Source organism: Kribbella sp. NPDC049584, from assembly GCF_040675555.1.
Taxonomy (GTDB): domain Bacteria; phylum Actinomycetota; class Actinomycetes; order Propionibacteriales; family Kribbellaceae; genus Kribbella.
In genome coordinates this window covers 48,102-74,194 of the sequence record NZ_JBFAPF010000006.1, presented here as the reverse complement: position 1 = coordinate 74,194, position 26,093 = coordinate 48,102, and the positions used below count along the sequence as shown (strand labels likewise).

The window sequence follows — 26,093 nt, the reverse complement described above, 5'->3', positions numbered from 1 at the left end:
GCAGCCGAGCTCGTCTGCCGCAATTGCGATGGCCTGGCGGTTCGCCTCCGGCGGCAGGCGAACCCCAACCACTCACCAACCGTGTCCGGAGCCCGCAGACGCGCTCGATGGCACGGTGAACAGCCCGCTGTGGCGGACGTTGATGAGTGCGGCAGGTCCGCCCGCAGTGGGTGCGGGAGGTATCCACAGCACCAAATCAGCCGGTCTCCGAGCGAGCGGATCCGAATACCTTCTTGGCATGGAAGATCCCTTGGCGGACGAACTCCGCAACCACTGGACAGATACCGAACTCGGCCGGACCTTCGCCTTGCTCATCATCGCCAACGAGCACGCGGCCCAGGGAAGACCGGACTGTGCCGTGGCGATTTGGCAGCAGTTGATCAGCGAAGGAGGTGCAGCCGGCGACAGCGCCAGGGTGGACTATGCCGACTACCTGTTTCTGGTGAACCGGGAGAGCGAAGCCCGGAGCCACCTTGAGGCCGTTATGACCAACGGGCGGATCTACGCCTCCGCGTGGCGCAGCGCGGCCGAGATGCTGGAGCGACGTGGTGAGCTGGACGATGCCCTGCTCTGGTACGAGATCGCGGCCGACAACATGACCGCCGAGGACGTCACCAACACCTACCGGGTTCGAGAGCTGGTGACCGGCAGACGACGCGTGAAGTGGAGGCTGGGACTGCCGCTGGATGGCATCGATCTGCTCGGGGAGCAGGGCGAGGACGAGGAATTGGATCGGGAGGCCGAGCTGCACGATCTCCTCCGCCTGCCAACGGTGAGCAACGGCCGAATCGAGGTGTGGGATCGGAGCGAGTTCGACGACGACGTGCGGTGGCGCAAGCAGCTCATCGGCGGAAACGCTGACCGCTACTGTCACATGGTCGAGCGGGAGCTGCGCAACCGCATGCAGCGGGTCACGATCGTGACCTGGACGTACGGCAATCTGCAGGACTGCCTGCGAAATATCAGCAACCGTCACGAAGAACTACCCGACGGGCGACGTGTCGCCTGGCCGCCGCCGCGCAATCAGCCATGCTGGTGTGGATCGGGCGTCAAGTACAAGAAGTGCTGCGGTGGGCCACTGCCTGCCGCACAGCCTCTGCCCTCTCGTGCGGATCCTAGTGGGTAGGGTGTGAGGCATGGCGGATGAGGAGTTTCGGGTCGAGGTTGTGCTCAGCGACGAGGGGCACGGGTTGACGTTCTGGGACCGGTTGCGGGCGTTGGATCTGGACGACGACGCACGGAAGCGGCTCGGGAGTCAGGTGACGGTGACCCGGGACGGGAACCGGATGCTGATGTACACGCACACACTCGAGGACGCCCAGGAGGCGGAGCGAACCGCCAAGGAGCTGGTCGCCGACGACCGCCTCGACGCCACGTACACGGTCACGCGATGGAATCCGGCCGAGCAGGACTGGACCGACCCGAGCGTTCCGGTCGGCCCGCACGACGCCGCCAGCGACGAGGCGAAGAACGCCGGCATGGAGGTCCCGGACCCGCGGTACGTCGTGGTCCAGGCGTACAAGCCGGAGTTCCTCCGCGATCTCGGTCTGTAACCCGAGCGCGCAGCCCGACCAGCGAACCGCGGAGTCGGACTCGATCGGCCTAGGCTGGCACGCATGGATGTCTTGCTGGGGCCCGTGAGGGAAGACGATGTGGCGTTGTTCCAGCGGTTTCTGGTCGAGCCTGGGTTGATCGGGCTGGACTGGAACGGGTTTCGGGATGCGCAGGCGCCGGTGCGGCGGTTTGCCGAGGACGGGTTCCTCGGCGAGGAGGACGGACGGCTGATGGTCCGGACCGGCGCGGCTACAGGTGCAGAGGAGACGGCCGGGTTGGTGAGTTGGCGGTCCGGCTCGTTCGACGGCAGGACGAAGTACTGGGAGATCGGGATCGCGCTGCTGCCCGAGTACCGCGGACGTGGGATCGGGTGGCGGGCGCAGGCGATGCTGACGGCGTACCTGTTCGAGCACACGCCGGTGCAGCGGATCCAGGCCGCGACCCATCCGGAGAACCTGGCCGAGCAGAAGTCCTTGGAGAAGGCGGGTTTCCAGCTCGAAGGGATCATCCGCGGGTGCGAGTTCCGGGCCGGTCGGCTGCGGGACGGGTATCTCTACAGCCGGCTGCGGGACGACCCCGCGCCGGACCTCGGCAACGGTTCGGTGACGGGACTCGCCACTGACACGACCGACGAACCTTCAGCGCATTAGTCTCGGCGGGTCGCTGCACGCTTACCCGGCGTGGTTCTGCGACATTGAAAAGTGCTGAGAGAGGGGTCGCACGTGTCGCGTCGTCGTGGTCTGGTCGCCGGTGCCGTCGTACTGTCGTTCGTGCTCGCCGGATGTTCCGACGTGGCCGCGAGCGAGACGAGCCCCTCGAACACGCCTTCGTCCACGGCATCCTCACCAAGTACGACGCCGAGCACGAGCACCACGCCGACCGTGAAGCCGACGGTCAAACCAACGGTGACTCCGAAGCCGCGGGTGAAGCAGAAGCCGGCGTACTACGCGCTCCGCGTGGAACGGCAGCTCGACAAACTCGGATACCCGGTCGGCGACATCGACGGTGACATCACCGCACGCGCCAAGCAGGCGCTGTGCGCATGGCGCGAGACGAACGGGCTTCCGGTGAGCCGCGCCGGCCTGACACTGAACGACGCGTACTCGGTGCTCAACGCAACCAAGCGCCCCACGCCGACCCGCTCCCCCGGCATCTACGTCAACAAGACCTGCCAGATCCTGTACCAGATCGTTGGGAAGACCTACAAACGGATCGTCTGGATCTCCACCGGCCAGCCCGGCTACGACACCCCGAACCGCACCGGCAAGGTCTGGCGCAAGTGGGCCGGCGCGCACGAGAGCAGCCTGTACGACGACGCGTACATGTACGACTCGATCTACTTCCTCAAGGACCGCCCCGGCATCGCCCTGCACGGCTCCCGAATCAACTCCCTGATCAAGCCCTACCCCGCCAGCCACCGCTGCGTCCGGGTCATGCGCCCCGAAATCCACCAGATCTACGCCGACACCCCCATCGGCACCAAGGTCCAGGTCTACGGCGAGTACTAGCGCGTCCCTGGGCAGGCCGAGATCCGCAGCCGCGCGTACGACCGCTCCCCGATCCGCATGCGTGACCGACGGTGTAGCCGCCACCCGCATGGTGAGTGGGCCACGCGGCGAATTCGACAGCTCGCGGTGTGCTACCCCGGGTACGCGGAAGCAGGTGGCGCGGCGAAAGCTTCGGTGGACGGTCGATTAACACCTGTATCCAAAAGGTGGCGTCTGGGCGGAACGAAACGGTTACGAGGGCTTCCGCGTGGGAGTCGATCGTTCCAGAATGGCGGTTGTTCCTACGCACGGTCATCCGCGGAGGGGGCGAAGATGACCAAGATTCTGGTGATCGACGACGAGCCGGACCTGATCCGGTTCGTGCGGCGGGCACTCGAGGCAGAGGGATATCAGGTTCTCAGCTCGACCGACGGTCTGGGCGGACTTCGGCTCGCGCTGGAACAGCGGCCGGCGCTGATCGTGCTCGATCTGGTGATGCCGGGGATGCATGGCGAGGCCGTACTGTCGGCGCTGCTCGCCCAGGACTCCGGCTATCGAATTCTGGTCCTGTCGGCGACGGCGGACGTCCAGCTCCGGATCAGCTGCCTGGAGCAAGGCGCCGTCGATTTCCTGGCGAAGCCGTTCGCTATCCGTGAATTGATCGCCCGGGTCCGCGGCAGGCTGGGTGAGGATGCCACGAACCGGCGGAAGAACAAGTTGCGCGTCGGCGACATGGTGCTCGACCTGGAGGCCCGTCAGCTGCTCGTCGACGGGCAGCCCACGGTCCTGGCGAAACGGGAGTTCCTGCTGATGCGGCATCTCATGCGCAACCCGGACGTCGTCTGTTCCCGGCAGGAACTGTTGTCGGAGGTCTGGGGCTACGACTTCGATCCCTCGACGAACGTGGTCGACGTCTGTGTCGGCAGGCTACGGTCGAAGCTCCGGCCGGATCTCATCGTGACGGTGCGAAATGTCGGTTATCAGCTCCAAAGCGCCTGAGGTGTTGCCGACCGGCGCGGCCGTACTCGGCTGCCGGCGGCAGCTGGAGGTCGCGCTCGACATCGCGACCGCGGTGTTGGTGGTCGCGATGATGGGGCTGATGATCGCGTTGCCCGGCCATGAGGCCGGTCCGTTCCACATCATGTTCCTGGCCGTCGCGATCGCCTACGGATACCGGATGTGGCCGGTGATCCCGACGATCTGCGCGACTCTCGTGATCACTGTGCTGGCCGGCTGGTTGATGGTTACCCATGCGTCGGAGGGACGGCTCGCGAGTCCCGAGCTGGCTGAGATCCCGCTGATGCCGCTGGTGTTGCTGGTGATGGTCTGGCACGGCCACCGGCGGATGGCCGCCGTCGAGCAGCTGAAAGCGATGGCCGGACGCCAACTCGACGCGATCGATCGCGAGCGTGAGTTCTTCCGGGACGCCTCCCACGCGATCCGGACTCCGGTGACCATCGCTCGTGGACACCTCGAGCTCGTCGAGACCGCTGTCCTGGAGGACGAAGTTCGGTCGGATCTCTCCGTGGCGATGCTGCAGCTCGAGCGGATGTCGGCGCTTTCGAACCGGCTGCTGGCCGTGGCCCGTCTCGACTCCGGAGGCGCGCTGTCGAAACAGCCTACGGATCTGGGTGCACTCGTCCACGAGATGGCAGCCAACTGGTCCGCGAATACGGATCGGATCTGGCGCATCCGTACCTTCCCCACCGGCGTGATGAGGGCAGATCCGGAGTGGATCGAGATAACGCTCGACGCCCTGATCGAGAATGCCGTGAACTTCACGCCGATCGGAGGTGTGATCAGGCTGGGGTGTGTCCGGATCGGTGATCGCTGCATCGTCGAGGTCGGCGACTCGGGTCCAGGCATCGAACCGGACGACCTGCCCCATGTCTTCGATCGGTTCTGGCACCGGAAGCCGCCGTACGGCGCGATGGGAACCGGCCTCGGACTCTCGATGGCGAGGTCCGCCGCGATGGCTCACGGCGGCACGCTCTCCGTCCGCAACGATCCCCCGGGCGGCGCCGTATTCACGCTGGAGCTGCCCGCCACCTGACCACTCGATGACATCGACGTCATCTTCCTTGCCCCGCCGAGAACCGCACGCCACTCTGCTGGGGGGAACATGCTGCGTACGTCGACGACTGGCTCGGATGCGCCCCCCATCGCACCGGGCGCCGCGCCGACTGCGGCCAACGACACCCCCCTCGTCGTGACCGCTCCCCAGAGATCGGGCGGCCCCGACGTACGCAGCCCGTTCTCGTCCGCAGAGCGCGCAGGCTTACGTCGAATGCGCGATGCGGTCCGGACACCGTCCAACCATGCTGAAGGCATGAAGCACCTGGGGACAGCGGTGGGCATCGTGGTGCTCTCTGCTGCCGCACTGGCCTGTCCGCTCGCCGCACGAGCCGCGACGACGACTCTGTACGTCGACAGGACCGTCGACAGCTGCTCCGACTCAGGGCCTGGGACGGCCACCACCCCGTACTGCACCATCGTCAAAGGCGTAAGCAAACTCGCGGCCGGCTACACGCTCTATATCGGCGACGGAACGTACAGCGAGACGATCAAGCCCGCGGTCTCGGGTACGGCGGCCGCGCCGATCACGATCACGGCCTGGCCCGGCCGGAACGCGATTCTCATGCCGGCCGGCTACGGCGCGAACATCTCGTCCCGCTCCTACATCACACTGTCCGGACTCACCTTCACGGGCACCCGTTACGACGGGGTCTACGTGTCCGGCAGCCACGACATCACCGTCAGCGGCAACACCGTCAGCGGCGCGGGTCGGCAGGCCTCGGGCGAGACGGCGTACGGGATCAGCGTCCGCGGGTCCAGCACATCGGTTGTCAGCGGCAACGATGTGCACCACAACAACGGCACCGGCATCCTGGTCAGCTCCGGCTCCACCGCCATTCTGGTCACCGGGAACTCGGCCAGCTTCAACGCCGAGGGATTCCGCCGTAATGCCAACGGAATCAACGTGATCAGCCCCGGCAACACCGTGCTTCGCAACGTCACGCACGACAACGAGGACTCGGGTATCCAGTTCTATACGGGCGGGAACAACAACCTGGCGGCGCTGAACGTCACCTACGACAACGGCGATCACGGCATCGACGACCTCAATGTCACCGGCGGCCGGCTCGTCGGGAACACGGTCTATCGCAACTGCACAACCGGCATCAATGTCGAGGGCACCTCCGGCGACTACCTGGTGATGAACAACGTTGCCGTCGACAACGCGGTCTATCCCGCCTACAACGGCATCTCCTGCTCGCGGCGGGCCGGCAATATCGGGATCTGGGACTCGGCTCCGTCGTCGACGACGGTCGATCACAACCTCGTCTGGCTGACCCGGACCGGCAAGCTGTACGCCTTCGGGACGACGTACACCTCGCTCGCCGCGATGCAGGCAGCCACCCATCAGGAATCCCACGGCGTGCAGGCCGATCCCCGCTTCGTCGCGGCAGGCTCCTGGAACCTGCGGCCGGCGACCGGTTCCCCGGCGATCGACCGAGGCAACTCGGGCGTCTCCGGAGAGGAGGCGGCCGACATCGAAGGACAGAGCCGCGTCGACGATCCGGCGAGCAGCAACGCGTTCGCCGAGGGTCCACGGCGGTACGACGATCTCGGCGCGTACGAGTACCAGCCGTGATCACGGCCGGTCATCCATCAAGGCGACTCCGCTGAACCGAAGATGACGTGAAAATGACCGAATCATGACGTATGGGCCGGGGCCCTGCCTCTTTTGCCTGGTAGCGGCCTCTACTGGACCTTTGGTACCGAGGCGCGTGCGCCTGGGGGGCTCGAACGGGGATACTGCGGCGGCGTGACCGTCCGTGGTCGTCGGAGGGCTTAGCGAACGTGAGGCCGCGGTGGGCGGCCGGGCTCGGTGGGGACCTGAGGGGGGTCACCGATGAGTGCTCTCGACGCGTCGCGGGCGAATGGTGAGTCGGGCATCGGATCGGAGCAGCTTTCGCGTTTCTGCCACGATCTGCGGCAGTACGTCGCCGCAGGTCTGGCGCTGTCCGAACCGACGGCGGACCGGATCGAGGACGACACCGGCCTTGACCGGCTGAGTCTGATCCACCAGCAGTTCGCGGCCATCGCCGAGCTGCTGGACGTCGAGGAGGAGACTGCGCAGCGCATCGGCGGAGTCAATCTGACCCAGCTCGCCGGCGAGTGCGCCGAGGTGGTCCGCGTGACCTACCGCGCGCCCGTCATCTTCGAGCGCGCCGCACGCATTGTCGTAGCCGGAGACAAGACCTTGTTGCGCAGGGCCATCGGCAATCTGCTCGACAACGCCTGCCGCGCGGCCGGCAGTTCGGGACATGTGCTGATCCGCGTCGGCTCGACGGAGGACGACGCCTACGTCGAGGTGTCCGACGACGGTCCTGGATTCGGTGGCGTCACATCTTGCACGGGACACGGTCTGGCCGTCGTGGCCGCGGCAGCACGTGCCTGCGACGGCCGGCTCGAGATCAACAGCGCGCCGGCGTCCGGCACCACGGTCCGGCTCTGCTTCGCGACCGGGTATCGAACGGTGAGGTCGGCATGAGACTGGCAGTCTGCGCACAGCAGTGGCTGTTCGCATCGGCCCTCGCCGCCGCCTTCGACGGCCAGGGGTACGACGTCCTCCTCACCACCGACGATCCGCGGGAACTCCTCGACGGCGCGGGCCGGCTGGATCCCGACTTGTGCGTGGTCGACGCCCGGCCGGGGACGGCCGAGACATTGCACGACCGTTGCCGCAGGACTGCCATCGTCCTGTTGGCCGACGCACAGGAGGAAACGGCCTGGGATGCGTACGACGCCGGCATAGCGAACGGTATCGTCAGCAAGACCTGCGGCCTCGCGACGGTGTCGGCGGCAGTCGATAAGGTTGCCCGCGGCCACCGGGTCGCGGAAGGCCGGCCGGCGGCAGATCGCCGGACACGGCACGTTGTCGATCCGTTGACGACCAGGGAGCTCGAGGTCCTCCGCCACGTCGTGCGCGGTCTCTCCACCGAACAGATCGCGGCAGAGCTCAGCGTGAGCAGACATACCGTCCGGACTCATATTCAGCAAATACTCCGGAAACTCGGTGTGCACGGCCGTGGCAAGATCGCTCGCGCTGCTGCCACCGCCGGCTTGGTCGACGTCGATGAACTCGCCGAGGGCGGAAACCGGTGAAGGACGGAGTCACTGTTCTTCTCGTCGATGATCACCGGGTCTTCGCCGAAGCACTCGCGAGGCTCCTCGTGGCCGAGCCAGGAATCGACCGGGTCAGCACAGCCTCGACCCTCGATGCTGCTCGCGCGCTGATCGGAGCCGATCGGCCGAATGTGGTGCTCCTGGACCTCGGGCTGGCCGAGGAGTCCGGCTACGACCTCCTGGCCGACCTGGCAGCCATGCCGGACGCGCCCGAGACGATCATGCTGTCCGGCAGTACCCAGCCACGGCTGATCGTGCAGGCACTGGAAGCAGGCGCCCGCGGCTGGCTGACGAAGACAACCCAGCTGAGCGCCCTGGTCAGCGCCGTCTGGCAGGTCCTGGACGGCTACCTGTACCTCTCGCCCGCGATGCTGCAACCAGTCCTGGATCACCTCATGAACGATCTCCGCCGGCAGCGCGCGGCACTGGGCTTCGCGGATCAGTTGACTCCACGGGAACTGGAGGTCCTGCGCTGCCTGGTCTCCGGAATGAACAGGACCGAGGTCGCCGAGCACCTCTTTGTGTCGACGAACACCGTGCGGACGCACATCCAGAGTCTCCTGCGCCGCACCGGGCAGCATTCGGCGCTCGCACTGGTCGCCTTCGCCCGGCTACACGGTGTGGCAGGCATCGACGAGACCGACAGGTCCGTAATCGCCAAGCGATCCGAATCATCTTCTTGACGTAGGCGTTCTCGTCCCCTCGTCGGGCGCGGGCCGCGATCACGGGCCGTAGCGTCAAGGGAAATCAGGGGCTCTGAGGGGGCATCGGGGATGACGACCCGAATCAACGCTGTGCCGCGCGCCGCACGAGCAGACGATATCGCCGTACCGTTCGCGGACTGTCACATCACCGAGGAAGCACAGGCGGCCGCACTGCGCGTCCTGCAGTCCGGCTGGGTGACCACAGGTCGCGAGGTCGCGACCTTCGAGGCAGCGTTCGCGATGGTCGTCGGCGCGGAGCACGGCGTCGGGGTTTCGTCGTGCACGCACGGGATCGAGCTCGCACTGCGATCGCTCGAACTGCCTCCCGGCTCGCTGGTCCTGAGCTCGACGATGACCTTTTGCGGCGCCGTCCAGGCGATCATTCACGCCGGACATCAGCCGGTTCTCATCGACGTCGATCCGAAGACCGGGATGCCGACGCCGGCCACGGTCCGAACCGCCCTCCGTGAGTTCGGCCGGCCGACCGCCCTCACCGTCGTGCACTGGGCTGGCGATGTCGCCGACGTACCCGCGCTGGCAGCGGCCGCAGAGGTGCCACTGGACCGGGTGGTCGTCGATGCCGCACACGCCGTCGGGGCCTACACCGGCAGCACTCCGATCGGATCGGGTTGCGCCGCGACCTGCTTCAGCTTCTACGCCACGAAGAACCTGCCTCTCGGCGAAGGCGGCATGGTCACCACCGACGACCCGATCCGCGCGGAATGGTTGCGCAGGGCCCGATTGCACGGCATGACGGCCGACGCGTGGCGGCGCTATCTGCCTGGCGGGAGCTGGCGCTACAACGTCGCCGACGCAGGCATCAAGGCCAACATGACCGACATCCAGGCCGCGATGGGTCGCGCCCAGCTCGCGCATCTCCCGGCCTGGCAGCGCCGGCGCGCGCAGATCGCCGCGCGGTACGACGACCAGCTCGATGGTCTGCCCGGAATTCGACTACCCCACCGCCCGGCCGCCCGGGACGGCAGGCACGCATGGCACCTGTACCCGATCCGGCTGCAGCTCGACGGCGGGATCGATCGGGACGAGGCGATTGCCGCGCTCTCCGAGCGCGCGATCGGCACCTCGGTGCACTTCATCCCGGTCCATCGACTCGCCTACTTCAGCCAGGCAGCGCTGATCCCGTCGATCGGGCTGCTCGGCGCGGACACGCTGTTCGACCAATTGCTGTCCCTGCCGATCTACCCCCGGCTGACCGACGACCAGGTCGACGCGGTCTGCGCGGCGCTCGCCGACATCGCTCACGAGGGCATCACCGGAAAGGGAACGGAATGAGCCAGCCTGTGCTGTTACATGACAGGGCGAAGAGCCTGTTACGGACCATCGTGGTCGGGGCCGGAGAGGCCGGCATCGCCCTGGCCCGCGACCTGCGGCGAGTCAGCTCGTTCGGGCTGGACCCCGTCGGGTTCCTGGACGACGACGCGACCAAACTGGGTCGCAGGTACGGCGGACGTCGCGTCCTGGGCACACTGGCCGAACTCGAGGAGGTGCTCGAGCACAACCGGATCGATGTGGTCGTGGTCGCCATACCGTCGATGCCGTCGCACGAGGTGAGGGAGCTCGGACTCCGGGCCGCCGCGCTGGGCGCGACCGTCCTCCATCTCCCGCCGTTCCTGTCCGCGCTCCAGCGCCAGATCGCCGGCACCGACATGCGCGCTCTGCAGGTCGGTCCGCTGATCGGGCGGCCCGAGATGCATGTGGTCAGCCGCAACGCGCGGGAAGCCATCGCCGGCAAGCGGGTCCTGGTCACCGGCGCCGGCGGCTCCATCGGCAGCGAACTGTGCCGTCAGGTATACGGGTTCGGCCCCGAGCAGCTCATCATGCTCGACCACGACGAGTCCAACCTGCATCGCACCCAGCTCGAACTGTGGGGCGAGGCCCTGCTGGACACCGAGAACACCGTGGTCGCCGACATCCGCGACACCGAGCGGATCTTCCAGCTCTTCCGCGACTACCGGCCGCAGATCGTGTTCCACGCCGCGGCGCTGAAACACCTGCCGGTCCTGGAACGCCATCCCTGCGAGGGCGTGAAGTCCAACGTTCGCGGCACCCAGAACCTCGTCGAGGCAGCGGTCGCCCACGATGTCGAGCGGTTCGTGCTGATCTCGACCGACAAGGCCGCGAACCCCACTTCGGTGCTCGGGGCGACGAAACGCCTGGCCGAGCTGGTGCTGGATTCGCAGCAGCCTGCCTCCACGGTGCTGACCGCGGTGCGGTTCGGCAACGTGCTGGGCAGCCGCGGCTCGCTGCTGCACGTGGTCCGGGACCAGCTGGCCAGCGGCTCACCGGTCACGGTGACCCATCCCGACGTCAGCCGGTTCTTCATGACGATCGAGGAAGCCGTCGGCCTGGTACTGGAGGCCGTCCGGATGTCCGACGGCTCCGCGACGTACGTGCTCGACATGGGCGAGCCGGTCCGCATCGTCGACCTGATCCACAACTTCGCCAACCTGCTGAACATCCGTGAGGTGGACTTCAAGTACACCGGCCTGCGACCAGGCGAGAAGCTCCACGAGGAGCTGTTCGGTGCGGGCGAGGAGGCGTTGCCGACCGATCACCCGCGGATCTCGATGACCCGGCCGCCGCGGGCGGCCGCAGGCTTCCGGGCCGGGCTGCGCGAGCTGTACGACTCCGCCGGGCACAACCGCCCGGACGAGGTGTGCCGGCACCTTCGCCGGCTGGTACCGGAGTACACCCCGGCGCCAGGGCTGGTCTCCGCCGGAGCGCCGTACCCCGATGACTACTGACCAGCAACTCTTCGACGACTGCGAGTACAAGCATGACCACTGAGGCTCGGCCACCACTGGACATCCGCGTCCTCGACGGCACCGTCACTCCATCCCCGACGGTCTTCGATGACGACAAACTGCTCCCTGCGGACCGAGCGACCATCTCCGCGCTGGGACAGCGCGTCGAGGGCGCGGACCTGGCTGCTCCACCGGTCGTGCTGCCCGACTTCCATCACAAGTCCGCGATGGAACTGCCATCGAGTGTCGCGGTCGCGACCAACGGCACGATCCGCCCGGAGTTGACCAGCTCATCGGTGAACTGCGGTATGGCGCTGATCGCCGTCGATTCCGAAGTACCGGACGAGAAGGCTGTCGACGTCTTCATGCGCGCGGTCCGCGAGCGCTACCCGTACCCGACCCGCGGAACTGCCGAGCTGAGCCGTCAGGAGGTCGTCAAGGCCGTCAGGGACGGCTCCGAGTTCAGCGTCGACCGCTGGGGCGCGCCGCCGGAGGATCTGGAACGGATCGAGGAGGGCGGCCGGATCGACCTCGAGCGGTACGGCGGAATGGACAGACTACGGTCCGAACTGCCAGGGATCGCCTTCCAGCTGGCTCGCTACCGCTTCGGCACCGTTGGACCGTCCAATCACTTCGTCGAACTCCAGCGGGTCGAGGAGATTCTCGACCCGGAACTGGCCGGCAAGCTCGGCGTCCGCGAGGGGCAACTGACGATCCAGTACCACGGCGGCGGCGGTGTCTTCACCGGTGAGATCGGCCGGTTGTTCTTCCGCCGCAAGGACTATCCGGCGCAGATCAAGGCCGTGAACGCCGCGTTGAAGCCATGGTTCCACCTTCGCTCCGCGCGATCCTTCGCCCAGCTCAGGACACGGCTCGCCCTCTACTTCACCGCCGGCTGCACCCCTCTGTCACTGGCCGGCGACGAGGGTCAACGGCTGATGCTCGCGACCGCCGCGGCCATGAACTACGGGTTCGCCTTCCGCACGGCGACGTACGCCGCTCTCCGCCGGATCGCTGCTGACTCCTTCGGTGGCGCCACCGGTCGGCTCGTCGTGGACTCGCCGCACAACAGCATCTACGAGGAGCCCGTGGGCAACCGGACCGGCATCGTCCACCGGCACAATTCCTGCCGCGCCTTCCCGGCCTCGATGATGACGCCGGGGACGACGTTCGCCGACACCGGTCAGGCCGTCCTGCTGCCCGGCACGCACCGGACCTCCAGCTATCTGGCCGTGGCCGGTGACAGGTCGGCGACCAGCCTCTACTCCGCCTGCCACGGCGCCGGCACCGTCGTCTCCGACCTGGTCGCGCGCGGTGTCTCCGGCGACGACCCGCTGAAACGCAAGACCCGTCGGTACCGGTACGACGACGGCGGCCCCACCGACGCGTATCACTTCGACGACCGTGGCGTGAACGCGGCCCTCGACGTCCTCGTCCGCAACGGCCTGGTGACTCCGGTCGCGCGGATGCGGCCCATCGCGGTTCTGCACTGAGATTTCTGCACCGAGGTTTCTGCACCGAGGTTTCTGCACAGATGTTTCGACGAGCGGGAGCGATCATGAACAAGCGGCTACGGAGCCTGGCGGCCTGGACGGTCATGGTCATGACCGCTCCCCTGCTGCTGGTCGTCACCAGCAGTCCGGCGGCGGCCGTCGGCACTGGCTACTGGGTCAACAACACGGTCGCCTGCAGCGACACCGGCGCCGGGACCCAGGCCGCGCCGTTCTGCACGATCACCCAGGGCACCAAGAAGGCGACCAATCCGGGTGACACCGTGCACGTTGCCCCCGGCACCTATCGCGAGCAGGTCACGGTGAACGCGTCCGGCACCGCGACCGATCCGATCACCGTGACCGGCGACGCGCCGGGCGTCATCGTGCTCGGCACCCGCGCGCTGGGCGGCGCCGCGCTGTGGACCGCGACGGGCACGTCCGCGTGGAGCACGCCGTATTCGCCGCCGTCGACACCACGCCAGGTCTTCGTCGACGGCAACCGCCTGGCTGCCGCGGCGTCATCCACCACGACCGTTGCCAACAGCTGGTTCTACGACGCGACAGCCAAGGTTCTGTACGTCGACATCGGCGGCGCCAACCCCGGTGACGGGCACGCGGTCGAGGCCGGCGCACAGTCGTTCGGCATCACCACGACGAGCCGGCAGAACGTTGTCATCAGCAACCTGCAGTTCGTCCGGCCGAACCTGGCCGGCGTCCGGCTGCTGACCTCGTCCGCGATCACCGTCGACCACGTGACCGCGTCGCAGTCGGCCGGCAACGGTGTACTGGTCGACACCTGTCCGAACAGCGCGATCGCGATCCGCTCCGCCGCAGTCGACAACTCACTGTCCACAGGCATCCGGCTGTCCGCTTCGAGCGGCGTCACGGTGTCCGGATCGACCAGTCATCACAACGGCCTGCATGGCATCGGCCTGGCCAACGCGTCGAACAACCTGATCACCGGCAACACGACGTACGCGAACGTCTCGCCGAACCCGAACGCGACCGCCAACGGTATCGACGTCGACACCAGCTCGCCGGACAACACTGTGAGCGGCAACGTCGCGTACCAGAACCAGGACAGCGGCTTCCAGGTGTACAGCGGCAGCCATCGTGCCCTGGTCGTCCGCAACATCTCTTACGGCAACGGCGACCACGGTTTCGACACCCTGACCTCGACCGGCGTGCAGTACCTGAACAACACGGCGTACGGGAACCGGCGGGACGGCATCTCGATCGAGGGCAACTCGACCGGCGCCACCACGGCCAACAACCTCCTGGTCGACAACGGCACCACCGCGACCGAGTACGACCTGTACGTCGACGCCGGCTCGTACTCGGGCCTCGTCGCCGACTACGACAGCGCCTACAACCACGTCGGTGCGTCCACGACGAAGGTGAACGGGATCATCTACAAGACGCTCGGGGCATTCGCGACCGCGACCGGACAGGAGAACCACGGACAGTCGGTGGATCCCGACTTCGCCGACGCCGGCTCCGCGGACTTCCGGCTCACTGGTGGGTCTCCGGCCGTCGACTCCGCCAACGCCGGCCTCACCGGCTTCCTGGGCACCGACCAGGCCGGCAACTCCCTGGCTGACGACCCGATCATTCCGGACACCGGGACCGGCACGCCGACGTACGCCGACCGCGGCGCACTGGAGTTCCAGCCGGCCGCAGGCGTGACCGACTACGCCCCGCATGCCGCCGTCAGCCTCAACCCGGCTGCGGTCAGCTTCCCGCCCTCGGTTCCGGTGACGGCCGACGCGAGCGGCTCCAGCGACAACGACACGGCCGGGATCGCGTCGTACACCTTCGACTTCGGCGACGGCACGGTCGTCGGGCCGCAGCCTGCAGCGACCGCGACGCACTCGTACGCGGCAGCGGGAACGTACGCCGTGACCGTGACTGTCCAGGACAGTGCGGGAATGACCGACACCGCCACCGCGCAGGAGATCGTCAGCACGCGGACCGTGCAGACCTACTCCGTCGAGCAGACCAACCCGGCCTGCAGCGACACCGGAGCCGGCACCACCGCAACGCCGTTCTGCACGATCGGTGCGGCGACCAAGAAGGCACTCGCCGGTGACACGGTCCTGGTCGGACCAGGCCAGTACCGCGAGCAGGTCCAGATCACTGCCAGCGGTCAGCCCGGCGCGCCTATCACTCTGCGCGCCACCTCGCCGTCCGCGGTCATCGTTGGCTCCGACGACGTCTCCGACACAGCAGGATGGACCGCGACGACCACGACCGCCTGGAAGCACGCCTTCACGCCGGTCCCGGCGCAGGTCTTCCTCGACGGCCAACCGTTGACCAAGGCAACCAGTGCGACGACGACCAGCAGCGGCACCTGGTTCTACGACGTCTCCGCGGCCACTCTGTACGTCGACACCGGCGGCATGAACCCGGCTGCGGGACACACCGTCGCGGCCGGCGCACGGAGCTTCGGCATCTTGCTCCGCCAGGTCAGTGACATCACGGTGACCGGCTTCGCGGTCCGCCAGACCAACTTGAGCGGCGTCTACCTGGACCGGATCCAGCGCGTCGCCCTGAGCACACTGGACGTCGCCCAGTCCGGTGCGCAGGGTGTCACGGTCGACGGGTCGGCCAACGCCAACCTCGACGGCATCACGGCCGCGTCGAACCTGTCGATCGGCGTCCGGTTCTTCAACTCGACCGACAGCCAGTTGGGCGCCTCGATCACCCACGACAACAACTTCCACGGCGTGAGCGTTCAGGGCAGCACCCGGGTCACAGTCACCGGCGTCACGACGTACCGGAACAAGCGGCTCGGTAGCCGGGTCGCGACCGGCATCGACGTCTCCTCCACGTCCCAGCAGGTCGTGGTCGACGGCAATCTTGCCTATGGCAACGATGACTCCGGCGTCGAGGCCTACACCGGTTCGACCGGAACGACCATCCGCCGCAACGTGATCTACGACAACGGCGACCACGGTATCGACAACTCCGCCGCGCCGGGATCGATCGTGGTCTCGAACACCGTCGTCGGCAACGCCACGGCCGGAATCAACTTCGAGGGCGGCTCGAGCGGCGCGACCAGCCGCAACAACGTGGCGATGGACAACGCGGTCGGCAGTACCCGGACGATCGGTGAGATCCGCGTCGACGAGACGTCCAGCGCGGGCATCACGATGGACCGCGACCTGGTGTTCCAGACCGCCGTCAACGGCCCGCTGTTCGAGTGGGCCTCGCAGCCGTACACGACGCTGGCCTCGTTCCAGACCGTCAGCGGCCAGGAGCCCGCCGGCCGGTCGGCCAACCCACGCTTCGTGGCGCTGACCAATCGCGACCTGCACCTCACCAGCACGTCTCCGGCCATCGACGCGGCCGACACCGCGACGGCGGGCTGGACCGCGGTCAATCGTGACGGCACCGCGCCTGCCGACCACCCGGCGGTCGCCAACACCGGGATCGGTCCGATCACCTTCGCCGACCTCGGCGCCTTCGAGTACACCGGTCCGGCGATCGCGGTGACGGCTACGCCGACCGGCGGGTTCGCGCCGCTGGACGTGACGATCGACGCGTCCCACAGCGCCGGTCTGGGCGCACCGTTGACGACGTACCGGATCACCTGTGGCAACGGCACGGTACTGAACCAGTCCAGCGGTGTCTGTCACTACACAGTGGCCGGGACGTTCACGCCGACCGCGACCGTGACGGACTCGTCCGGACTCAGTGACAGCTGGACCGGCACGCCGATCGTCGTGAAGGCGAACGGCAAGCCGACCGCACGGATCAACGCCACTCCGACACAGGCCTACCGCCCGCAGCAAGTGGTTCTGGACGCATCGGGCTCCTCCGACGCCGACGGCCGGCCGCTGGCCGGCTACAACTTCGACTGCGGTAACGGCCAGACGACCGGTGCGATCACCTCGTCCACGACAACCTGTGACTACCCGAACGCCGGCACCTTCACCGCTGCGGTCACGGTCACAGACACCGGCGGCCTGACCAGCAAGGCCACCGTGACGATCAAGATCCTGGCCGATGTCGCGCCGACCGCGAAGTTGACGATCTCCAAGACGAGTATCCGGCACGGTCAGTCGATCACCGCGGACGCTTCCGGATCCACGAGCGTCGACAAGTCGCCGATCGCGACGTACCAGTTCAGCTGCGGCACCGGCGCGACGCAGCCGCCGCAGACGAGTCCGACCACAACCTGCACGTACTCGTCCGCCGGTCAGTTCACCGTCAAGGTGACCGTGACCGACACCGTCGGCCTGTCCAGCAGCGCCACCAAGACAGTGCAGGTCACGCAGTGATGCACAGCAATGGCCGAAGGGCGCATCCATGACGATCGAAGAGATGTTCCGCCGGATCGTGCGAGCCCACCTGGGGATCATCCTGGTGTGCATGCTGCTACCGGTAGCCGGCGCAGCGATCCTGGCCGCCCGCCGGCCGGATCCGACCATTGCCTCCATCCGTCTGCAGGTCGTCGCCGGCTCACCGAAGTCGACGACCGAGGCCGACGGTATGAACGGCCGAGTGCTTGCCGTGGCGACGACGCCGAGCCTGCTCGAGGCGGCGCTGATGGCGGCCAAGGAGCAGCGCGACGTCGAGACCTACGCGACGACCCACATCTCGGCGCAGCGCCTCGGGGAGTCCTCGATCGTCGAGCTCAGCGTCACCGACGACAACCCGATCGCTGCCGGGCCTATCGTGACCCAGCTCGCCATCCGGGTCGCACTGTTCATGAATCAGGGCGACCAGGAATCGTTCAACGACACTCTCAACGACCTGTCGGACCAGATCGACCAGGCCACAGTCCAGCGTGACAAGCTGGTGGCCCAGCTCCGCGGCATCGCCGACATCACCGCACGGGCGGACCTCAACGTACAGATCCAGTCCGTGAACCAACTGCTCAGCCAGCTGAGCAGTCAGCGTGCGACGCTCGTCGCGGATTCGGCGACACGAGACCGCGTGGTGATGGTCAGCAACCAGGCCGACGTCCGGCAGGTCAAGACGTCCATACTGCCGCAGTTGGCGCTGGCACTGCTGCTCGGACTCGTCCTCGGGCTGACTCTTGCGACGGTCATCGAGACGTTCCGTCCGCGAGTGAACGGCCTGCGTGCGCTCGCACGTCTCTTGCAGGCGCCCGTGCTCGGCAAGGCGACGGAGGACGTCGAGTCACTGCGCAACACCATGGCACTCGCCGCGCGTCGGCAGGGAGTGGACGCAGTAGTTCTGATGGGCGCCGATGAAAGTGATGCCGAGACAGTCAGCAAGCTGCTGTTCTCGTTCTCGGGTTACGCACACGCGCCGCAGCGGCTCAAGAAGCCGGCAGGTGTCGACAACGACAACCGGGTGTTCGGCCTCGACGAAGCCGGGCTGACCGGATTCGCCGACGTCCGCTTCACCGGTCTCTCCGCGGTCACACCCGAGGACGAGATGACGGCCGGCGTGGTCGTGGTGTCTTCCGGCTCGGTGATGCTGCGCCGGCTCGACGATCTCGACGACGTGCTGAAGGCGGTTCGCTGGCCGGTGCTGGGCATCGTCCAAGGACCTGCCAGGCGGCGGTTCGGCAGGCTCGTGTGAGTACGAGTACTGCGCAGTTGCACACGGCCGGCCAACGTGTCGCTGTCCACGGTCCGGCCCACGCCGTACAGGCCCTCGTCGCCATGGCCGGCGGACCTGAGCACTCCGGTCCGGCGACGGCGGACCTCCCCAACGTGGTCCTGTCGGTCGAGGACACTTCCCGGCCGTTCAACACCCACGGAGCGGAGATCGTCACTCGAGGCGCGTGGGCGATCGACAGCCAGGAGGTCGTCCTGGAGAGCGTCGGAGGGTCCGGCTACGACCAGCGATGGACGATCAACGAGGACGGACTCCACGTCACCAGCCGGTGGCGGCCGACGTACCAGGAATCCACAGCAGCGAGACTGCTGCCGTCCAGGCACCGCGCATTGAGTGGTCAGGTATTGCTGCACTACCCGGCACTGTGGTTCGCGGCGCTTCAAGGGTTCGTGCCGCTCCACGTGTCGGTCGTCGAGGTCGGCGGGGTTGCAGTGATGCTGGCCGGACCAGGAGGCGTCGGCAAGTCGACCCTGGTCGCGCGGGCGCTGGCCGACGGTGCCCGGGCGACGTGCGACAACCTCGCAGCGTGCGACGGTTCGACAGCGTATGGAGTCGCCGAGCCGCTTAGGCTGCTCGCGAAGACCGGCACTCGTGCGGCCCACGGACGGCGCGAGCAGGCCTGGCCGCACCGGGTCCGATCCCTTCCCCCGGAGCTCGTCGTCGTACTGCGGCGTGGAACACAGGCCGCGTCGGAGCTCCGCGAACTGAGCCCGGCGCAGGCCGCCCGCGGAATCGCCGCGGGCACCTATGCCGCCGGTGAGCTACGCCGGTTCTGGTCGATCGCCGCGACCGTCGCGTCGGCGACCGGCTGCGGTCCGATCCACGCACCGATCGAAGAAGTCGCCATGTGCCTGGCGAACCGCCTGCCCTGCGTGGAGCTTCGCCTCGCCAAGGAGCCGGGCGCCGGTCTCGCCGAACTGCTCAGGCGTCCGCTGGCCGCGGTCCGCACCGGCAGGGTCGGCTGATGGCCGGCGACGGGCGGATCGAGGTCGCCCAGATCGTCACCCGGTTCATTGCCGGCGCGGGCGGGGTCGCGTTGCGGGGAGTGCTGCCGCTCGATCCGGCGCGCTACCGGATCACGATCGTCACCGGGCAGGGCGGACCGTTGACCGACCGAGCCGCGGCCGCCGGCCTACGGGTCCTGATCGAGCCGTCGCTGGTGTCACCGCTCGCACCGAACGACGACCGGCGCGCGCTGCGGCGATTGACCGAGCTCTGCCGGGAAGATCGGTACGACGTCGTACACACGCACAGCGCGAAGGCGGGCGCACTCGGACGACTGGCCGCGCATCGGGCAGGAGTTCCGCGCATCGTCCACACCTACCACGGCTTTCCCTTCCACGAATTCCAGCATCCGCTCCGCCGCGCGGCGTACGTCGCCATCGAACAACGCCTCGCCCGGATCACCGACAGCGTGCTGGCGATCGGGAGCGGCGTTGCCACCGAGGCGCTGCGGCGAGGACTGGCCACGCCGAGCACCTTGCGCACCATCACGCCGGTGGTGGAGTCCGTCACCGTGCCGCGCACCGACAGCTCACGAGCAGCTGCCCGCGCGGAGCTCGGAATCACCCCGGAGGTGCCGTTGATCGGCACCGTCGGACGGATCGACTACCAGAAAGCACCCGAACACTTCATCGCGGCCATCGCCGCGCTCCGCCATACCGCAGCCGTCGCCGTGTGGATCGGCTCCGGCCCCGGCGACCACGAGGCGAAGGAGCTGGTACGGCGGGCCGGCCTGTCGGATCGTTTCGTCTTCGCCGGCGAACGATCCGACGTGCCGCAGCTCCTGCCGGCCTTCGACGTCTTCGCGATGGCGAGCCGCTACGAGGGTCTGCCCTGCGCTGTCGTCGAGGCGATGCGTTGTGGCATCCCGGTGGTGGCCACAGCAGTCAACTCCGTACCCGATCTGGTCATCCCCGGCGAGAGCGGCGTCCTCGTTCCACCGGGTCGCCCGCGCCTACTGGCCGAAGCCATCGACGACTTGCTGGACGACCGTCCGAAGGCCGACCGTATGGCGCGCCTGGGTCAGGCAGGCGCCGGCAGTACGTATGACGCCGAAAGTCTGGCCGAGGTCCTCGACCAGGTGTACTCCGCACCTCGCTCCGCACACCTGGCTGCCTCATGACCAGCGCCGAACCCGTCGGCCGACTGCGGCGACCTACCTCACCTTGGCTGCAGCTCTGCCCTGCCGGAACGGTCGAGATCGACATCCGGTCCGGACCCGTCGACGAAAGTGCGCTGTCCGCCGGCCATCCCGTCGTGCTGATGGATCAGCGACCGCTCAGCAGACAACGTCTCCGGCGGGTGGCGCGTCAGCTGGGTGTCGTTCTGGAGCGGGAATTCGTCGTTCTGCCCACCCTCGGCCGGCCGATGGTCGTCGTCGACGACGTCGAGCAGGCAATCCGGTATTTCTGGACCGCGGTTGCCACCGTGCCACCTGGCCTGGCGTTCACCGCCTTGCCGGCGTCCGCGCTGCTCGGCGTGGCCCGCCGTACGCCGTGGCGCTGGACAGGCGCCTTCGCACCGGCCCGTGTCGTCATCGGGAGACGACCATGACCGAAGTTCCCAAGGCCTTTCAACCGCACCCGAGGTCGGTGCACGATCTGCTGTTCGCACCCGGCAGCCGCGGTGTCCTGATCGCGACCTCACGGGATCCGGACGCGAAGCGGACGTTGATCGTCACGCCACCCCCCGGCAGCTATCCTGACGGCCCCGCCGGCCCGGTGGCCATCAAGATCCCGGTCACGGTTGCGGCCGCGAGTGCGATCTCCCGGGAGACCCGGATGCTGATGGCCCTCGGCGAGGCGAAGCTCGGCGGGCTCGAGCCCACCGTGCCGCGCTACCTCGAAACCCTCGACAGCGATGGGCTACCGGCCGTCGTGACCACCGTCCTCAAGGGCGCTCCGATGAGCGTCGCGTACCACCGGTGGCTGCACACCTCGCGTCAGCAACCGGTTGCGAAGGACTTCGCGCTGGCCGGCGGATGGCTTCGCCACTTCCAGCGGGCGACCCCCGGCGACCGAGGCCGGATCACCTGGGCGAGGGAGGTCGGGGACTATGTCCGAAGTCGCTGGCCGGGACACCCCAGGCTCGAAGCCGCACAGGTGCGGCTGGCCGCCGCCGACCATCAGCTGAAGAGCCACCGGACCGCCAGGACCATGGTCCACGGCGACTACTGGTTCGGGAATCTCCTCGTCGACAGTGGCCGGATCACCGGAGTCGTGGACTGGGAAAGCGGCGCGCGAGCGGGATGGCCACTGCGCGACCTCGTCCGATTCGCCCTCAGCTACTGCCTCTACCTCGACCGGCACACCAGGCCGGGACATCCGGTGCGCGGACATCGCGGTCTGCGGCGAACGGGATTCGGAGCAGGGATCAGGTACGGCCTGCTCGAAGAGGGCTGGCTGCCAGATCTCGTTCGTCTCTACCTGCGCACGGGGATCGACGGACTCGGCCTGCCGTCCGCCCTGTGGTACGCAGCAGCGCTCGCCGGCCTCGGCGAGATTGCCGCAACCGCCAACGACGACGAGTTCGCTGCGCAGCACCTGGAACTGCTTGCCGACCTCCCGTACTGGCCGCTGGCCGACGACCTGCCACGGAGCTGATGCTCGATGACGACGACGGTTTCCGCACCCACCGGCGGCATTGTCGGCTGGACGGCGCTCCCCCGCGGCGACGTACTCGCGGCGATGATGGGTCTCACCACCTGCCTGCTTCCGTTCCTCGTCCCGGCAGGTCCGGGCAACACCGCGCCTGCCGACGCCGGAATCCTGCTGTGCATCGTGCTCGCCCTGCTGTGGGCGGCACGTGCGCATCTACCCGTCAAGCTGCCGTACGCGACCGGAGTCGCAGGACTCGTGCTCGGCGGCGCATTCGCGGCGTACATCACCGGTGCGTCTGTCGCGACCGGAGTGGTGCTCATCCAGGACCTGCTTGTGTTCGCTTGGGGCGCGGCGCTCGCGCTGGGGCGGCGCAATCCGGCTATCGTCGGTGCTGTCACCATCGCCTGGTGCCGCACGGCCGCGATCTACTCGGGCGTGATGTCGGTGGCCTATCTGGTCGGGATCAATGCGCTGACCGGCGTCTCGGCGAAGGACGGGGTAAGGGCGTCGTACACGTTCGGCGACCCGAACCTGGCCGGCAACTACCTGGTCGTCTCGCTGTTCGTGATGGCCGCCTGCAAGCATCCACGCTCGCCCGGCGTCCGACGGATCGCGTACATCCTGGTGCTGACCGCCATCGGTTTCACCGGTTCCAACGGCGCGATGCTCACCTTGGTGGTCGGACTCGTTCTCGCCTTCACAGTAACGAGGTACCGCCGCCAAGGTGCCGTCGCCGGAGCTGCCGCATTGGCGGCCACGGCCTTGATCGGCGGACTCGTGGTCGCGTTCGTCATGCCTCGCGTCGACCTCGGCGAGATCCGTGAACGCGCGGCCGGTAGCGTGCCGTTGCTCCGCGACTCGTTCGGACGCAGCGCCAACTCCAGCAGCGAGCGGGTGACGATCGTCAAGGAAGGCGCGAGCCTGTTCCTGGAGGGCGACGCCGCCGGCTTCGGTCCCGCCCGGACGAAAGCGACCCTGGCGGCCACCCAGGCGCCGTACGTGAAGGAAGCACACAACGACTACCTCGCGACTTTGCTCGAGCGCGGGGTGATCGGCGGCATCGGGCTGCTTCTGCTCGGCGTCGCTGTCTTCGTACGCTGCCTGCGACTGGTGTTCGGCACCTTGCCCAAGGCGTACGCCGAACTCGTGCCCAGACCCTGGCTGCTCGCGGTCGTCGGTCCGGTGATGGCAACGGCCGCGGGCTTCTACGAAGTCCTCCACTTCCGCCACCTCTGGACCTGGCTGGGCCTCATCGCGGCGCTCGTCCTCGCAATGCAGGATCAACCAGAGGAAACGTCATGATCCGATCCCGGCTTCACCCCGGCGAACTCCTGCGCACCGTGCTCGCCAACTGCTCGGCTCGCCTCCTGGCGATTCTCGGGCTGACGCTCGCGACCGTTCTCGTCGCCCGGACCGGTGGGCCGTCCGCCGTCGGCGAGTACGCGCTGCTGCGGATGATGCCTGGCCTGATCGGAGTCCTGTGCGTGCTCGGCCTACCTGGCGCGCTGGCATTCTTCCTGGCCGAACCGCGTCGGGATCTACCGCGGCTGTGGCCGACGTTGATGGCCATCGGCTTCGCCGGAGCTCTCACAGGCACCGCGCTGTGGGTGGCCACCGCACCGCTGATCGGCAGGGTCTTCTTCCCCCACGAACCGCCGTGGCTGATCGCGGTCGCGGGCGCTACGGTCGCCTCGCAGTTGTTCCTCACACTCGGCAAGACAGCTCTACAGGGTCTGGAGGACCGCCGTGGCGGCGACGCCGTCATCGCCGCCGAGGAGCTTGCCTTCCTGCCATGCTTCGTCCTCCCGCTGCTCGTCGGCATCCACGGCATCGCCGCGATCATCATCGGCCTCGGCCTCGCGGACCTGGTCGTCGCGGTCGACGCCTGGCGCCGGGTCAGTCGCCGTCTGGGCTGGCGCCGGTTCGGCCTGGCGAAAAATGGGCACGGCTGGTGGGGCCGGCCGGACCGAGTGCTCGCCAGACAGGTGGCGTCTTACGGCCTGCGCGGCCAGGTCGGCGGGCTCATCACACTGCTCAACCTCCGGCTCGACGTCGCGATCCTCGGAGCCATCGCCGGCCCGGCGATTCTGGGTGGCTACGCGGTCGCGTCGAAGTACGCCGAATTGCTCCGACTGCCCGGCACCGCACTGACCTGGGTCTTCTACCCCCGACTCGCAAAACTCGAGCAGAACCAAGCGGCCGTAATCGCCCGCAGGATGATCCGGCCCGCACTGGTCGGCATTGTCGTCGCCGCGGTTCCGGTCGCGTTGCTCGCATCGCCCGTGATGCGGTTGCTCTACGGCGCTTCGTTCGGATCGGCCGTCACGCCGGCGCGGGTTCTGGTGGCGGGCATGATCCTCGCCGGCGCTTCCGGAGTCGCCAGCGCGTACCTGTACGGCCGCGGAACGCCCGGCCTCAACTCCATTGTCCTCGGTGTCGGACTGGCCGTCACCGTCGTGCTCGACGTGACGCTGATCCCGCGGTACGGCGCTCTCGGCGCGGCGGCCGCATCGACAGCGGCCTACCTGACGACGGATGCCTTGCTCATCGGACTCCTGCTCCGCCTGAGCGCCACCGGACGACGTCACCGCGCAACTGTTGCCGTCGGCGAGGGAACATCATGAAAGCCGTTGCCATCACCACCGTGGTGTTGTTGCTCGTCGTCGGCTGCTCACGGAAGTCGCCGGACAGCACTCCGACGGACCCGCCGAGTCCGACCTCGGCGACACCGACCTCGCAGCCGGCCAGTCCGTCCAGTGCACCCACGAACGGCAGCGTGCCGGTGGACCTGTCCGGCGACCGGTACGTCTCCCTCGCCGATGCGCTGCATCGACGCGGCGTCGCGATCTGGTGGGAATCCGACCTCGTCGCCAAGTGGCTCGAAGGATCGGCCGCGTTCGACCAGGCGATCACCCGCCTCGGCGAATTGGCAAAGGTCCCTGGTACGGCAGGGTTCAAGATCTCCGACGAGATCGGCTACGGCGACGGGCTGACGTCGACAGCGCAGGCCACCGACTTCCTCACCCAGGCCCGGGCCCGATTGGCGCAGGTTGCCCCCGGCAAACAAATCCTCGTGGATGCGGTGGTGCCCGAGCTCGGCTGCCTGCCATGGCGCGGCGGGAACCAGGAAGGCTGTGCACAGCGTGTCCGGCAGAAGTACCCGGCAGCGACAGCCGCAGCTGTCGAGAGCTACCTGCGAGCCCACCTGATCGACCGGCTCGATCTCAGCACCGGGCTGCTCGACGAGAGCACCTACGCACGGTGGGGACTGGATCGGCAGACGGCGCAGACCGACATCTGGAACCGGATCCGCGCGCAGGGCTGGGCCTCGCTCACGACCCTCCAGGCCCGCAAGGCACTCGCGGATGCGAACGGGTATCGCGGCAACGCGGACCAGGCGAGAACCGACGCCGCAACCTACATCGATGTGCCCGTTGCCGCAGGCGCACAGGCCGTCGACATCTGGACCTGGCGGCAGCGCTACCAGGGCCAGATCGTCAGCCTTCTGGCCCCGGACCTGCAGCCCAACCCGCTGTGGACGGCGATGGTACGACGACGGCAGCAAGGCGTGCGGCTGATCACGCACATGACGCCGTCGACACTGCCAACGGACTCGGCGAGTTACAACCACGAGTGCGATCTCGCCGCACAAGCATTCACAGCGGTCTTCGTTGCCGCTGGCACCGGTCAGTAGAGGAGC

22 protein-coding genes are annotated in these 26,093 nt (G+C 67.8%); all 22 read left to right on the top strand.

Features of this window, described 5'->3' with window-relative positions:
* Positions 1-250 precede the first annotated feature (250 nt).
* The 22 genes from AB0J62_RS21645 (at position 251) to AB0J62_RS21540 (ending at position 26,087) form a co-directional block, all read left to right on the top strand.
* Positions 251-1,126 carry an SEC-C domain-containing protein gene (locus tag AB0J62_RS21645; RefSeq protein WP_363873722.1) on the top strand — a complete coding sequence of 292 codons (876 nt, stop codon included), beginning with the start codon at positions 251-253 and terminating at the stop codon, positions 1,124-1,126.
* 10 nt (positions 1,127-1,136) lie between these two features.
* Positions 1,137-1,553 carry a hypothetical protein gene (locus tag AB0J62_RS21640; protein WP_363873719.1) on the top strand — a complete coding sequence of 139 codons (417 nt, stop codon included), beginning with the start codon at positions 1,137-1,139 and terminating at the stop codon, positions 1,551-1,553.
* 63 nt (positions 1,554-1,616) lie between these two features.
* The gene (locus AB0J62_RS21635) at positions 1,617-2,204 is read left to right on the top strand and encodes a GNAT family protein (protein WP_363873716.1); all 588 of its coding nucleotides are present in this window, start codon (positions 1,617-1,619) and stop codon (positions 2,202-2,204) included.
* Positions 2,205-2,276: 72 nt separating this feature from the next.
* A complete protein-coding gene (locus AB0J62_RS21630; RefSeq protein ID WP_363873713.1) occupies positions 2,277-3,062 on the top strand; it encodes a L,D-transpeptidase in 786 nt (261 codons plus the stop codon).
* 312 nt (positions 3,063-3,374) lie between these two features.
* Positions 3,375-4,040, top strand: coding sequence for a response regulator transcription factor (locus AB0J62_RS21625; RefSeq protein ID WP_363873710.1), 666 nt, complete (start codon positions 3,375-3,377; stop codon positions 4,038-4,040).
* On the top strand, positions 4,012-5,094 hold the full coding sequence (locus AB0J62_RS21620; protein ID WP_363873707.1) for a HAMP domain-containing sensor histidine kinase: 1,083 nt from the start codon (positions 4,012-4,014) through the stop codon (positions 5,092-5,094). The genes AB0J62_RS21625 and AB0J62_RS21620 overlap by 29 nt, the downstream gene beginning before the upstream one ends.
* A 276-nt stretch (positions 5,095-5,370) precedes the next feature.
* Entirely contained in the window at positions 5,371-6,696 is a 1,326-nt protein-coding gene (locus tag AB0J62_RS21615; RefSeq protein WP_363873704.1) for a right-handed parallel beta-helix repeat-containing protein, read from the top strand.
* 261 nt (positions 6,697-6,957) lie between these two features.
* Positions 6,958-7,599: a HAMP domain-containing sensor histidine kinase gene (locus AB0J62_RS21610; RefSeq protein WP_363873701.1), complete on the top strand. Its 642-nt coding sequence runs from the start codon at positions 6,958-6,960 to the stop codon at positions 7,597-7,599.
* Positions 7,596-8,213: a response regulator transcription factor gene (locus AB0J62_RS21605; protein WP_363873698.1), complete on the top strand. Its 618-nt coding sequence runs from the start codon at positions 7,596-7,598 to the stop codon at positions 8,211-8,213. Before AB0J62_RS21610 ends, AB0J62_RS21605 begins: the two co-directional genes overlap by 4 nt.
* Positions 8,210-8,917, top strand: a complete 708-nt coding sequence (locus tag AB0J62_RS21600) for a response regulator transcription factor (RefSeq protein WP_363873695.1) — start codon at positions 8,210-8,212, stop codon at positions 8,915-8,917. Before AB0J62_RS21605 ends, AB0J62_RS21600 begins: the two co-directional genes overlap by 4 nt.
* A gap of 90 nt (positions 8,918-9,007) precedes the next feature.
* Positions 9,008-10,231, top strand: coding sequence for a DegT/DnrJ/EryC1/StrS aminotransferase family protein (locus AB0J62_RS21595; RefSeq protein WP_363873692.1), 1,224 nt, complete (start codon positions 9,008-9,010; stop codon positions 10,229-10,231).
* Positions 10,228-11,703, top strand: a complete 1,476-nt coding sequence (locus tag AB0J62_RS21590) for a nucleoside-diphosphate sugar epimerase/dehydratase (protein ID WP_363873689.1) — start codon at positions 10,228-10,230, stop codon at positions 11,701-11,703. Before AB0J62_RS21595 ends, AB0J62_RS21590 begins: the two co-directional genes overlap by 4 nt.
* 32 nt (positions 11,704-11,735) lie before the next feature.
* Positions 11,736-13,196 (top strand): RtcB family protein, encoded by a 1,461-nt coding sequence (locus AB0J62_RS21585; protein ID WP_363873686.1) that lies wholly within the window; start codon positions 11,736-11,738, stop codon positions 13,194-13,196.
* 65 nt (positions 13,197-13,261) lie between these two features.
* Positions 13,262-17,479 carry a right-handed parallel beta-helix repeat-containing protein gene (locus AB0J62_RS21580; protein ID WP_363873683.1) on the top strand — a complete coding sequence of 1,406 codons (4,218 nt, stop codon included), beginning with the start codon at positions 13,262-13,264 and terminating at the stop codon, positions 17,477-17,479.
* Positions 17,480-17,507: 28 nt separating this feature from the next.
* Entirely contained in the window at positions 17,508-18,752 is a 1,245-nt protein-coding gene (locus tag AB0J62_RS21575; protein ID WP_363873680.1) for a hypothetical protein, read from the top strand.
* Entirely contained in the window at positions 18,749-19,756 is a 1,008-nt protein-coding gene (locus AB0J62_RS21570; protein ID WP_363873677.1) for a hypothetical protein, read from the top strand. Before AB0J62_RS21575 ends, AB0J62_RS21570 begins: the two co-directional genes overlap by 4 nt.
* Positions 19,756-20,916 carry a glycosyltransferase gene (locus tag AB0J62_RS21565; RefSeq protein ID WP_363873674.1) on the top strand — a complete coding sequence of 387 codons (1,161 nt, stop codon included), beginning with the start codon at positions 19,756-19,758 and terminating at the stop codon, positions 20,914-20,916. The genes AB0J62_RS21570 and AB0J62_RS21565 overlap by 1 nt, the downstream gene beginning before the upstream one ends.
* On the top strand, positions 20,913-21,347 hold the full coding sequence (locus AB0J62_RS21560) for a hypothetical protein (RefSeq protein WP_363873670.1): 435 nt from the start codon (positions 20,913-20,915) through the stop codon (positions 21,345-21,347). Before AB0J62_RS21565 ends, AB0J62_RS21560 begins: the two co-directional genes overlap by 4 nt.
* Positions 21,344-22,396 (top strand): aminoglycoside phosphotransferase family protein, encoded by a 1,053-nt coding sequence (locus tag AB0J62_RS21555; protein WP_363873667.1) that lies wholly within the window; start codon positions 21,344-21,346, stop codon positions 22,394-22,396. Before AB0J62_RS21560 ends, AB0J62_RS21555 begins: the two co-directional genes overlap by 4 nt.
* A 6-nt stretch (positions 22,397-22,402) precedes the next feature.
* A complete protein-coding gene (locus AB0J62_RS21550; RefSeq protein ID WP_363873664.1) occupies positions 22,403-23,695 on the top strand; it encodes an O-antigen ligase family protein in 1,293 nt (430 codons plus the stop codon).
* Positions 23,692-25,017 (top strand): polysaccharide biosynthesis C-terminal domain-containing protein, encoded by a 1,326-nt coding sequence (locus tag AB0J62_RS21545; protein WP_363873661.1) that lies wholly within the window; start codon positions 23,692-23,694, stop codon positions 25,015-25,017. The genes AB0J62_RS21550 and AB0J62_RS21545 overlap by 4 nt, the downstream gene beginning before the upstream one ends.
* Positions 25,014-26,087: a hypothetical protein gene (locus AB0J62_RS21540; RefSeq protein WP_363873658.1), complete on the top strand. Its 1,074-nt coding sequence runs from the start codon at positions 25,014-25,016 to the stop codon at positions 26,085-26,087. Before AB0J62_RS21545 ends, AB0J62_RS21540 begins: the two co-directional genes overlap by 4 nt.
* The last annotated feature ends 6 nt before the right edge of the window (positions 26,088-26,093 follow it).

Coding starts and splice junctions, on each gene's coding strand:
- AB0J62_RS21560 (WP_363873670.1), top strand. CDS start 20,913: ATGACCAGCGCCGAACCCGTCGGCCGACTGCGGCGACCTACCTCACCT.
- AB0J62_RS21550 (WP_363873664.1), top strand. CDS start 22,403: ATGACGACGACGGTTTCCGCACCCACCGGCGGCATTGTCGGCTGGACG.
- AB0J62_RS21605 (WP_363873698.1), top strand. CDS start 7,596: ATGAGACTGGCAGTCTGCGCACAGCAGTGGCTGTTCGCATCGGCCCTC.
- AB0J62_RS21635 (WP_363873716.1), top strand. CDS start 1,617: ATGGATGTCTTGCTGGGGCCCGTGAGGGAAGACGATGTGGCGTTGTTC.
- AB0J62_RS21625 (WP_363873710.1), top strand. CDS start 3,375: ATGACCAAGATTCTGGTGATCGACGACGAGCCGGACCTGATCCGGTTC.
- AB0J62_RS21545 (WP_363873661.1), top strand. CDS start 23,692: ATGATCCGATCCCGGCTTCACCCCGGCGAACTCCTGCGCACCGTGCTC.
- AB0J62_RS21555 (WP_363873667.1), top strand. CDS start 21,344: ATGACCGAAGTTCCCAAGGCCTTTCAACCGCACCCGAGGTCGGTGCAC.
- AB0J62_RS21575 (WP_363873680.1), top strand. CDS start 17,508: ATGACGATCGAAGAGATGTTCCGCCGGATCGTGCGAGCCCACCTGGGG.
- AB0J62_RS21640 (WP_363873719.1), top strand. CDS start 1,137: ATGGCGGATGAGGAGTTTCGGGTCGAGGTTGTGCTCAGCGACGAGGGG.
- AB0J62_RS21590 (WP_363873689.1), top strand. CDS start 10,228: ATGAGCCAGCCTGTGCTGTTACATGACAGGGCGAAGAGCCTGTTACGG.
- AB0J62_RS21595 (WP_363873692.1), top strand. CDS start 9,008: ATGACGACCCGAATCAACGCTGTGCCGCGCGCCGCACGAGCAGACGAT.
- AB0J62_RS21565 (WP_363873674.1), top strand. CDS start 19,756: ATGGCCGGCGACGGGCGGATCGAGGTCGCCCAGATCGTCACCCGGTTC.
- AB0J62_RS21540 (WP_363873658.1), top strand. CDS start 25,014: ATGAAAGCCGTTGCCATCACCACCGTGGTGTTGTTGCTCGTCGTCGGC.
- AB0J62_RS21615 (WP_363873704.1), top strand. CDS start 5,371: ATGAAGCACCTGGGGACAGCGGTGGGCATCGTGGTGCTCTCTGCTGCC.
- AB0J62_RS21580 (WP_363873683.1), top strand. CDS start 13,262: ATGAACAAGCGGCTACGGAGCCTGGCGGCCTGGACGGTCATGGTCATG.
- AB0J62_RS21620 (WP_363873707.1), top strand. CDS start 4,012: ATGTCGGTTATCAGCTCCAAAGCGCCTGAGGTGTTGCCGACCGGCGCG.
- AB0J62_RS21585 (WP_363873686.1), top strand. CDS start 11,736: ATGACCACTGAGGCTCGGCCACCACTGGACATCCGCGTCCTCGACGGC.
- AB0J62_RS21610 (WP_363873701.1), top strand. CDS start 6,958: ATGAGTGCTCTCGACGCGTCGCGGGCGAATGGTGAGTCGGGCATCGGA.